This is a genomic window from Roseburia sp. AM23-20, from assembly GCF_003470905.1.
GTDB lineage: Bacteria > Bacillota > Clostridia > Lachnospirales > Lachnospiraceae > Roseburia > Roseburia rectibacter.
Genome location: NZ_QRHS01000016.1, coordinates 87,334 through 98,374, shown reverse-complemented (window position 1 = coordinate 98,374; position 11,041 = coordinate 87,334). Strand labels below are relative to the sequence as shown.

At 42.8% G+C, this 11,041-nt stretch carries 8 protein-coding genes; 4 read left to right on the top strand and 4 right to left on the bottom strand.

The genetic code is table 11. The features are described 5' to 3' along the window. Positions 1-77: 77 nt before the first annotated feature. The 4 genes from DW650_RS12815 to DW650_RS12800 form a co-directional block, all read right to left on the bottom strand. Positions 78-821 (bottom strand): amino acid ABC transporter ATP-binding protein, encoded by a 744-nt coding sequence (locus DW650_RS12815; RefSeq protein ID WP_118210128.1) that lies wholly within the window; start codon positions 819-821, stop codon positions 78-80. Between the two features lie 9 nt (positions 822-830). Further along, on the bottom strand, positions 831-1,523 hold the full coding sequence (locus DW650_RS12810; RefSeq protein ID WP_015559376.1) for an amino acid ABC transporter permease: 693 nt from the start codon (positions 1,521-1,523) through the stop codon (positions 831-833). An 80-nt stretch (positions 1,524-1,603) separates the two neighbouring features. Then, positions 1,604-2,440: an amino acid ABC transporter substrate-binding protein gene (locus DW650_RS12805; RefSeq protein WP_118210127.1), complete on the bottom strand. Its 837-nt coding sequence runs from the start codon at positions 2,438-2,440 to the stop codon at positions 1,604-1,606. Positions 2,441-2,617: 177 nt separating this feature from the next. After that, positions 2,618-4,549, bottom strand: a complete 1,932-nt coding sequence (locus DW650_RS12800) for an EAL domain-containing protein (RefSeq protein ID WP_243102955.1) — start codon at positions 4,547-4,549, stop codon at positions 2,618-2,620. Between the two features lie 339 nt (positions 4,550-4,888). Here DW650_RS12800 and DW650_RS12795 point away from each other — a divergent pair, with 339 nt between their 5' ends. From DW650_RS12795 to DW650_RS12780, 4 genes are all read left to right on the top strand, one after another. Beyond that, a complete protein-coding gene (locus DW650_RS12795; RefSeq protein ID WP_118210126.1) occupies positions 4,889-7,030 on the top strand; it encodes a glycosyl hydrolase 53 family protein in 2,142 nt (713 codons plus the stop codon). Positions 7,031-7,314: 284 nt separating this feature from the next. Further along, positions 7,315-9,432 carry a methyl-accepting chemotaxis protein gene (locus tag DW650_RS12790; protein ID WP_118210125.1) on the top strand — a complete coding sequence of 706 codons (2,118 nt, stop codon included), beginning with the start codon at positions 7,315-7,317 and terminating at the stop codon, positions 9,430-9,432. A 30-nt stretch (positions 9,433-9,462) separates the two neighbouring features. Then, a complete protein-coding gene (locus DW650_RS12785; RefSeq protein ID WP_118210124.1) occupies positions 9,463-10,584 on the top strand; it encodes a lysozyme inhibitor LprI family protein in 1,122 nt (373 codons plus the stop codon). A 39-nt stretch (positions 10,585-10,623) separates the two neighbouring features. Beyond that, positions 10,624-10,998 carry an MmcQ/YjbR family DNA-binding protein gene (locus tag DW650_RS12780; protein ID WP_006856791.1) on the top strand — a complete coding sequence of 125 codons (375 nt, stop codon included), beginning with the start codon at positions 10,624-10,626 and terminating at the stop codon, positions 10,996-10,998. The last annotated feature ends 43 nt before the right edge of the window (positions 10,999-11,041 follow it).

Sequence of the window (11,041 nt, the reverse complement as noted above, 5' to 3'; positions counted from 1 at the left end):
CCGCCCTGATGGGCGGCATGTTTTTTTTAAAGGCAAGGTACAGATGATTACGTACTTACAAAGCATTAACGGATGGTTTAGTTTAACATATTTAAAAACTGTGTAATTCTTGGAATATTACTCTGCTCAAGTTCGGTGTAAGTTCCTTCTTTTAAGATTTTTCCCTCATCAAAAAAGACGACTTTATCTGCGACTTCTCTGGCGAAAGACATCTTGTGTGTAATGATCACGATGGTCTGTTTTTCGTCGACTAATCTGCGGATGATATTTAAGACTTCCACTTCAAGTTCCGGGTCTAACGCACTGGTAGGTTCATCAAAAAGCAGAAGTTCCGGTTTCATCGCGAGTGCCCTTGCAATGGCAATACGCTGCTGCTGACCGCCGGAGAGCTGCCCCGGATAAGCATCGCGCTTATCGGAGAGTCCGACTTTCTCTAAAAGGGAAAGTGCCTCTTTTTCACATTCTGCACGGTCTTTTTTTAAGACCGTGATGGGACCTTCCATAATATTTTCCAGCACCGTTTTGTGAGGAAAAAGCTGGAAATTCTGAAATACCATACCGGTTTTCATACGGATATTTCGAATCTCGTTACTGCTGTACTTTACTTTCTGTCCTTCATGAAAGGTCATAGAGGAACCGTTTACATTCACGGTGCCGCTGTCCGGGATTTCAAGCAGATTGATACAGCGTAACAGTGTTGTCTTACCGGAACCGGATGGCCCGATCAGAACGGTGGTTTTATTTTTGGGGATCTCTAAGGAGACACCTTTTAAGATCTGGTTATTGTCAAATGATTTATAAATGTTATCCAAAGAATACATATGCTACCTCTACTTTCCGACACGCAGTTTTTTCTCGATCCATTTCTGCAGTCCGGTCAACAGCGTACAGAAAAGAAGGTAAATAAGTGCAACTTCGATATAGATCCAAAGGTATTCGAGTGAGCTTGCTGCGGCTTCCTGTGCTTTACGGAACATCTCACCGATCATGATCGTAGATGCAAGGGAAGTATCCTTGACAAGACCGATAAAGGTGTTAAAAAGCGGTGGTATGGATACGGTAGCAGCCTGCGGAATGATGATACGGCGGAATGTCTGCTGATAACTCATTCCGAGGGAATAGCCTGCCTCCCACTGACCTTTATTGATGGAAAGGATTGCCGCACGGATCGTCTCTGCGGAGTAGGCACCTACATTTAAGGAGAGTGCCGAGATACAGGCAACCCACTTGTTGATGCCAAGGGGATTACAGATACCCCAGTACATGATAAATAACTGTACCAGCAGAGGGGTTCCGCGGAATACCCAGATATAGATTCCGGCGATCTGTTTTAATACCGGTATTTTGTTGATAATAAAAAGTGCACACAGCACGGCAATGATGACACCGATCGCAAAGGATACCAGTGTCAGTGGAATCGTGTAAAGCAGGCCCTGTCTTAGCATTGGCCAGAATGCATTTTTCATCAGTTCCGCTTGTCTTGCTGTAATAATACCCGCTGTCAGGTATGCATATGATCCCATGAGTTTTCTCCTGTAACGATAGTAATTCATGACAATAGAACGATATAGTACATTCTATTGCCATGTTTAAATTCTATATATTAAGGCTGAGATACGTCTAAGCCAAAGTATTTCTCAGAAATTTCTTTGACTGTTCCATCTGCGATTAATGCGTCAATGGCGGTGTTAATTTTCTCAACTAATTCATCATTGCCTTTTTTCAACATTACGGCACTTGCATTTACGTCATCTGATTCAGCAACAATCTTTGTGGATTCGTCGCCGCCCTTCTGCTGTTTCCAGTAAGCATAGGTCAGCTCATCATTGATAGCACAATCAGCTTCGCCACTTAAAACACATTCCATGGCAAGTGCGAATTTATCCTGCCCGACGATTTCAGCACCATAGCTTTTGGCAATTTCATTGAAGTTTGAGGTAAGTCCTTCTGCGGCTTTTTTGCCGTTCACATCTTCAAAAGAAGTGATATCGGTGTTGTCAGCAGCAACAATGAGAACCGGTCTTGTATAAATATACGGTGTAGAAAAGTCATATTTTTCTTTACGCTCGTCGGTAATGGTTACCTGATTCATAACTGCATCAAAATTACCGGCATCAAGTGCAGCAGTGATGGAATCCCACTCTGTTTCAACAAATTCAACATCATATCCCATTTTTTCACCGATCGCATTTGCCATATCAACTTCAAAACCGGTTAAAGTACCGTTTTCATCATGGTATGTATATGGAGCATAAGTTCCTTCCATGCCGACGGTCAGTACAGGTTTTGTGGCAGAATCATCAGATGCTTCTGTTGTACTTTCTGCATTGCCAGTTGTATTATCTGCGGAAGTATCTGCTGCGCTGTTGTCAGAACCGCATGCTGCCATTCCTGTGGCTAAAACGGCTGTCAGTAAAATTGAAATCACTTTTTCCTTCATAAAACTTGTCCCTTTCTTTTTTTCATAATCTCCATCTTCTTCTTAATTCATACTATTCTGATATGATTTAGAACAGATTATACTTTTATCAGATAATGATGTCAAGTGATTTGCAAAGAAAACATTTTTGTTTGTAAAAAAATACGGTAACAACCATGCTATACAGGAGAAATGAAGTTATTCCTGTATCGGAGAAAGAAAGTTTTTCAGTTCTTCAATCGGGATCGGTTTTGAAAATTTGAATCCCTGCAGATAGTCTGCATGACTGTTTACACAAATTTCTTCCTGTTCGTCTGTTTCCACGCCCTCATAGAGTACTTTATATCCGAGTTTTTCAAAAGCAGTGGAAAAGTAGTTCAGGATAAACTGGGAATTTTCATCCTTATTTGCCATCAGAAGAAGGCTGCGGTCAAATTTTACAACATCCAGTTTTAAGCTAAGAATCCGGTCAAAATTAGAATATCCGGTTCCAAAATCGTCGAGGTAAGTACATACACCGAGGGATTTAAACTGCATTACACGGTCAAGAACGAGTTCGTATTCGGTATCGTTGCGGCTCTCGGTGAGTTCTACTGCGATCGTATGAAAATCAACACCGTTTCTCTCTACGATTTCGCAGAACTCTTTCATAAAATTCTTATTGGAGAGCTCTGAAATGGAAAGATTTACGGAAACACGGGAGAGCGGGTAACCTTCATCCTGAAATTCCCGGATCGCACGGCAGGTCTTATTTAAAATGATCATGCTTAATTTGTGGATATAGCCATTCTTTTCAGCGAGCGGAATAAACCGGTTTGGATATACCATGCCGGTGTCCTTTAGTTTCAGACGCATCAGTGCTTCTGCGGTGTCATAATTGCCGGCATTTACGTTGCGGACCGGCTGGCAGTATACAAGAACTCTTTCGTCATCAAGGGAACCGTTTTCTGCAATATCTTTTAACTGCGCCGAGAGATATTTCATATCATGAAAACTTTTATAATCGGCGGTGTCGCAGGAGCGGAAATTATTTAGTTCCATCGGTTCTGCAAAGAAGTTAAAAAGTTCGTAAAACTGCTCTAAGTTTTCACAGAAATCCAAATGATTGAACATAACGATCTTATAAGGCAGTTTATAAGTTTCAAAATGGCGTTTAAAGTCATTCTGGATCATATCCTGTGCGATTTTATCTGCATTCCGGATGTCACTGACATCAATTGCAAGAACAAAAAAATCTGTAGATGGGTGGAAGAGGAGTCCGTTTTTAAAGTAGCCGTTCCAGAAGTTGAAAAAAAGTTTGCCAAGCTCATCCGGCATCACATATTCGGAATCAGTGTCGAAACGGAGACACATATAATAAGTAGAAATTTGAATTGACGCCTGCTGGTTTAAATATTCGTTTAGGGAATCAGCATTCAGGGCCCCTGTCTTGATACTGTAAGAACTTCCATGTACCATATAAAGGATTACCATGATCGGCAGGAGAAAGGTGATGGCAAGGAAGGTATTGCTGCCAAAATGGTTTTCTGCACAGACGAGAAAAACACAGATGAACTGTACGATCACGAGCATATGGAATAAACTTGTTGGAATGCGTTTATGATAATAAAGTAACAGGAAAAAAATAAACGCCATATAAATCCCGTAAGCAATCGTAAACGGTTTTAAATAAAGGTTATCATGCCATGCACCTGAGCTGTCCCGGTAGAAACTGTAACCCAATACAGGTGACAGTGCATCCACAACGGCAAAAATGATATATAAGGAATATAGGAAAATATTCATGATATGTCCTGTTTTTCCCGGAATACCAATCAAAATCTTTAAATAAGCCGCATACAGACAAAAAATGAGCAGCAGGCTTGAATGATATATTGCACGCAGAATACATAAAGTGGTATCACTGTCGAAATACAGTACAGTATAGTAAAAGCAGGAATTGCTGAAGGCTGCAATCAGCAAAAGCGCGATGCAGGTGCGAAAAAGCAGAAAAAGTCTGCTGCGGCGGATAAATGTCTCCCGGAGAAGCAGTAAAAGTAATATACATAAGATCACGAGAATCATATCTACAGCGGGAGTGTACCCGTTGATCAAAAAAGCGTTGGATAATATTTTGGGTTGCAGATTCATAATTTCATTCCCCTGTAATCAGATTAAAAGTAATTTAGCCGAACAAAAATTATACCATAATATGGGAAAAATGTCACGGGATCGCACATGTTAATGTTGACCAAAATGACAGTATGAATGTCGTAAAAATGTCACAAAAATGCATGCTCAGGTTGACGTTAAGACAGCAAAGTTATAAAATAAAAAAGCGCAACCGATTGCGCTATATTGTAGAGGAAGAATGTTGCTGAAGCAGTCAGCCGCAGGTACCTTAAAAATATAGAGAAATCGTGGAAAAAAGAGCAAACTTATGGAGGGGAGTGTGAAAAAATTTTTTCACACACAGAAAAGGTGAACATTATGAAAAAACAGGTTTACAGAAAACTACTGGCGGCATGTGTCAGCGTAAGTCTTGGAACTGTTCTTCTGGCAGGATGTGGGGATTCTGTCGGAACGACAGGGACAAAGACAGAAGACGTTTCTTTAACAACAGAAGCACAGAATGAAGCCCGGACAGCGGATGTATCAGAGGCACAGCAGGAATCAGAAACACAGACAGAAGTACAGGAGAACAATACATCGGAAGATGTGGTTGAGCCGGTGGGAGAAGTTACAACATTCACGCTGCCGGACGGACCGGAGATGTCTGATATTTTTGTGCAACCGATTGCGGATATTGCGGATGACTTTATCCGAGGAATGGATGCATCCGCAGTTCTTTCTGTGGAAAACAGCGGGGCTGTGTATTATGGCTACGATGGAAAAGAGCAGGATGTGTTTGAGACACTTGCACAGTCCGGAGTCAATTATATCCGCCTGCGTGTATGGAATGATCCGTATGACGAGAACGGTAATGGCTATGGCGGCGGAAACAATGATCTGACGACTGCCATGAAACTTGGTGTGCGTGCAACCAGATACGGAATGAAGGTCTGCATTGATTTTCACTATTCAGATTTCTGGGCAGATCCGAAAAGACAGCATGCACCGAAGGCATGGAAAGGTATGACAGTCGATGAAAAGAGTGATGCACTCTATGATTATACGACAGAGAGCCTTGGAAAGCTGTTAGATGCCGGTGTGGATGTCGGGATGGTGCAGATCGGAAATGAGATCAATAACGGTATGTCCGGGGAAACAGATGTGGATGCCGTGATGCAGCTTTTAAATTCCGGAAGTAAGGCAGTGAGAGAAGTGGCAGAGTCTTATGGAAAAGACATTAAAGTTGCCGTACATTATACGAACATTGAGGATAATGACCAGATCGATACGATGGCAGCAAATTTAAAAGATGCCGGTGTGGACTATGATATGTTTGGTCTTTCCTTCTATCCGTTCTGGGACGGAACCAATGAAAATATGCAGAACGTAGCAAAACTGATCGAGGATAAGTACGGAAAAGAAGTATATATTGCAGAGACTTCTTACTGTTATACATCTGAGGATGGAGACGGTTTTAGCAACAGCCTGAAAGGAACCGATGACCTGACAGACGGTTACGGTGCAACGGTACAGAGTCAGGCAACAGTGATCCGTGATATCTGTGCAGCCGCAAATGAGGCCGGAGTGGAAGGTGTCTTTTACTGGGAAGGCACATGGATCCCTGTCGGATCAGCCGATGCGGATAATTCCGCTCTGTGGGAGAAATACGGAAGCGGTTGGGCAAGCAGTTATTCGGCTGAGTATGACCCGGATGATGCAGGGTTATACTATGGAGGCTGTTCCTGGGACAATCAGGCAATGTTTGATTTTACCGGACACCCACTGGCTTCTTTGAATGTATTTAAGTATTTAAAATATGGCGCAACAGCGCCGCTTGCAGTTGACTATATCCCGGATGTTTACGTCTCCTGCAATGTAGGCGAAGATCTGGTTCTGCCGGAGAGTATTGATGTTGTATACAATGACCGTTCACAGAATAAAAAACAATCTGTAAGCTGGAATGAGACACAGATGAAGGCAATCGATACCACGAAAGCCGGCAGTTATGAGATCGAAGGGGCATTGGAAGATGGAACCACTGTTACCGCACATGTGGAAGTGGAAATGGTAAATTATGCGGTCAATCCAGGTTTTGAAGATAAAAACCGTTCAATGTGGAAAGTCTCTTATGAAGGGGAAGCCGATCCGACTGATTATCAGGTAAAAGCGGATGATGCACATTCCGGTGAGACCGCATTTCACTTTTGGTCCGGGGATTCAGATATGGAATTTTCCATTGAGCAGGAAGTGACCGGTCTGGAGAATGGAACGTATCAGTTGTCTGTATTTTCACAGGGCGGTGATATGTCATCGGATGCGTCCATGGAACTGTATGCAGTGACTGCAGATGGCGGGCAGACGGCTCCGTTTATGCTGACCACCTACAATGACTGGCAGAATCCGACGATTAAGGAGATTAAGGTTACGGATGGAACGGTTAAGATCGGGGTACGGTTCCAGTGTAACGTGGGCAGCTGGGGAACAGTGGATGATTTCACACTGAACCGGATTTCGGACTGATGATTATGAATAAAAAGCATGTTTGTTTCAGGATGAATATTCTGTGGCAGGCGTGCTTTTTATTTAGGAGCGCTTAATATGATACAGTGGTGGCAGCAGATTTTGCCGATTTGGAATGCGAAGCATCGGCAAAATCCGTTACTGGAACGAGGTACGAGTGAACAGTAACACGTTAAAATCAGGTTCGGACAGATTTCTGGCATAATTTCTAGATATTCCCATTTATTTGTGATACACTGGAACAAAAGCGTATCGTGAATTTTTTACAGAGAGGATAAAAAGCTATGCAGGATTATGATGAGAGTTTTTTTATTGCGAAAGCAAACAAGAGGGCGAGTATCACGTGGTTTGTACTTTTGCTGATAGCGTCCGTGTTTTACGGAATAAAAGTCGGCAGGGGACAGTTAAAGGAAGCGTATTTTACAGAATTTTTTGTTGCAGGCTGGCTGTCGTATCTTGGCGGCAGGATCTTACTGAGATTTAAGCATGCTGACAGTCTGCGTTACAAATGGGTGGTAGGACTTGGCTACCTGATATTTTATGCGGTAATTGCGTGGACATCTTTAGATGAAGTTTCCTATGTATTTATTTTACCACTGGTATGCATTCTGATCCTTTATAAAGATCCGAAGTTTATCCGGACAATGATGGGTATCACGTTATTTGTACTGATTTCGAGTAATCTGTATAAAGGTCTGGCAAAAGGAATGATGGATTTCGTCGCAAGCGAGGAATGTGTCCTGCAGTTTGCCATTGTTATCTGCTGTTATGCCTGTACCAATATGGCAATCGCCCATCTGGTACAATCGGATGGTGCATTGACGGCTTCTATCAAATCTAATCTGGCGCGCGTCGTACAGACTGTGGAGCAGGTCAAAGAGGCGAGCAATGAGATCGTGGACGGTGTAACGGTTGTGAGAGAGCTTGCAGACGAGAACCGTACCGGTGCCAATGATGTAATGAAAGATATGAAAAATCTTGCAGACAATAACGAAGTGCTTAATGATAAGACACTTTCCTCCGTCGAGATGACCAATGTGATCGATACGCAGGTAAAAAATGTTGCAGGACTCATGGAGCAGGTGGTGCAGCTTATCGGCGCATCTGTGGATCATGCCAACATCAGCGCGGGAGAGCTGGTTGAGGTAGTGGAGATCACCAATAAGATGGCGGCACTTTCCAAAGAGGTAGAGCAGGTGCTTGAAGACTTTAAGGCTGAGTTTAAGAATGTAAAAGAAGAGACCAGCACGATTGAAGGAATCACTTCAAAGACAAATTTACTTGCTTTAAATGCATCCATCGAGGCAGCGAGAGCCGGAGAAGCCGGCAAGGGATTTGCGGTAGTTGCCAATGAGATTCGCGAGCTGAGCAGTGGAACACAGGCTTCCTCCAACAGTATTATGGAAGCATTGTCAAGACTCGAAGCAATTTCCGAGAAGATGATGAAGTCCATCTCAGAGACCGTGGAACTGATCCAGGTCAATATTGAAAAAGTATCGAATGTCAACCAGAGTGTGACAAATATTACAAACGATGCGACAAGCCTTGGCGAAAACATCAAGGTCGTAGACAGCGCAGTCAAAGAAGTGGAGACATCCAACCAGACACTGACGGACAATATGCAGCAGGTCGGCGAAGTCATGGAAGTCATGACACAGAGCATCAATGGTGCGGAACTGACAACCAGGACGATGCTGAGCAAATACGAGGCAAGTGCCAAGAGTGCACTGGATATTGAGAGTGTTGTCGGCAAACTTATGGAGGAGCTGGGCGTCGGCGGATTCATGGGGGTACAGGATGTAAAACCTGGCATGAAGATCACGATTGCATTAAATGATGACAGCAGTAAAAAAGAGTATGCAGGCGAAGTTGCGGACTGCAGTGGCAAAGATCTCTTTGTAACCGCAGAAAGTGGAGTGAAAGACTTTGTTGACAAGAAGAATAAACATGAGTTATGTAAACTGCATATTGTAGTTGACAATGTCTTGTATTACTGGGATGACATTGAGATCCATCCGGTCAGACAGGGTGAAAAAGGTCAGTATAAACTGCATATTGAATCCAATCCGAAGGTATATAACCGAAGAAAATATCCTCGTATGCCGATCTCTAATGCATGTACCATCCGCTTAGAGGGAACAGATAAAACATATTCCGGAAAAATGGTAAATATCAGTGCAAACGGTTTTGCATTTTCTGTGCGTGACAATGTTTTTGCAAGCCAGAAAGGCAGAAATGTCCAGCTGGATGTGAAAGATTTTGCAGTAATTGGAAATAAGCCGCTGACCGGCTGCGTGATCCGAAGCTCCAACAATGAAGGTGAATTCATCGTTGGGTGCAGAATGCCGGAGGATAGCGAGCCGATCAAAGAATATGTAAGCAGGAATTACAATGGGAATTAGAAAAGAAAAGTAGATAAAGGGGCAATTCAGTTGAAGAGAAAAGCGGCATTATCTATTATAACTGCAGCATTCCTGATCGGTGTGGCAGCATGTGGAAATGGAAATATAAACAGTTCAGGTGCAGCGGCATCGAATGAAAACAGTGCATTACAGCAGTCTGACGCTGCGGAAAACAGTACCCGGAAAACATCAGCTACAGAGGAAAATGCAGATACGGAAGATGCATCCACAGAGAATAATGCAGACAGTAATACAGACACAGAGGAGAGTGCCCAAAACGGCACAGGAACAGAAAACACCGAGGGGCTTACATTTGCGGATCTTGCAGAATATCAGTTCGAGTTTTGCAGTGGCGCGGGTGGATGGGCTACGGATTTTACCATTGATTCCGACGGTCATTTCAGTGGTGAATATCATGATTCCGATATGGGAGTTACCGGGGACGATTATGAAAACGGAACTATGTATACAAGCGTATTCAATGGACATTTTAAAGATCTGACACAGGTAAACGACCATTGTTACCGGATGACACTTGCGGATATTTCCTATCAGGAAAATGAATTTGGCAGGGAAGAGATCAAAGATGGAACAAAGTATGTTTATTCAGATGCATATGGACTGACTGGTACAGATACTTTTCTGGTCTATATGGAGGGAACACCGGTCAGCGAAATTTCGGAAGAGGCATATTCCTGGCTTTCCATGGCAAACAAAAGTGATACAGAGCTTACGATGGTGGCACTTGTAAATGAGGGACAGGAAGAGGGAATCTATTCTTATAAGAAACTGTCCCCATTAGAGGATGCACAGACAACTTTTGAGAGTTATACGTCAAGTTATGAATACTGGACGGATGAGATCGATAAAGCGGAGTCACAGAGTGAGATAAACGATGATTCCCAAAAAAGATATGAGGTCATGGATGAGTGTCTGAATTATATCTGGAATCTCATAAAGAATGATACGGATGAGAACGCGTATCAGAAAATACTTGAAGAACAGCGGACCTGGATCGCAGATAAAGAAGCAAAAGCAAAGGCTGCTTCGGATGAGTATGGGGATGGAAGTGCTGGAACAGCAGCTTATTATGATAAGTCAGCAGAACTTACCATGACACGCTGTGAGGAATTGATCGAATATCTCAAGTAATGAAAGATAAGAGAAAAACAGAAGTAAGAGGCGAAAATCATGACGGCAGAAGATATCAAAGCATATTGTCTCAGTAAGCATAAGGCATGTGAAGCATACCCGTTTGGGAAAGTGCCGGTCTGCTACAAACTGAATGATAAAATATTTGCGCAGTTATATCCGGATGAGGGAAACTATAAAATTACATTAAAATGCACAGCGGATGCCGCACAGTTTTACCGGATGGTCTACCCGGATAAGATCATGGAAGGATATCATTGTTCGAAGGTTCAGAAACCTTACTGGAACACGATCTATCTGGATGATTTCCCGGAGAAGGAACTTTATAATATGATAGATTTTGCGTATGATACCGTGCTGCACGGTTTCAGCAAAAAAGTACAGAAACAGATATTGGAAGAGGCAGGGAAATAGTACCTGCTTCTGACAGAAAAACATCTGCTTTTTCCGCATCAAA

Bases quoted from the DNA above. Each gene is read 5' to 3' on its own strand.
- DW650_RS12815 (WP_118210128.1), bottom strand. From the start codon at position 821: ATGTATTCTTTGGATAACATTTATAAATCATTTGACAATAACCAGATC.
- DW650_RS12810 (WP_015559376.1), bottom strand. From the start codon at position 1,523: ATGGGATCATATGCATACCTGACAGCGGGTATTATTACAGCAAGACAA.
- DW650_RS12805 (WP_118210127.1), bottom strand. From the start codon at position 2,440: ATGAAGGAAAAAGTGATTTCAATTTTACTGACAGCCGTTTTAGCCACA.
- DW650_RS12800 (WP_243102955.1), bottom strand. From the start codon at position 4,549: ATGAATCTGCAACCCAAAATATTATCCAACGCTTTTTTGATCAACGGG.
- DW650_RS12795 (WP_118210126.1), top strand. From the start codon at position 4,889: ATGAAAAAACAGGTTTACAGAAAACTACTGGCGGCATGTGTCAGCGTA.
- DW650_RS12790 (WP_118210125.1), top strand. From the start codon at position 7,315: ATGCAGGATTATGATGAGAGTTTTTTTATTGCGAAAGCAAACAAGAGG.
- DW650_RS12780 (WP_006856791.1), top strand. From the start codon at position 10,624: ATGACGGCAGAAGATATCAAAGCATATTGTCTCAGTAAGCATAAGGCA.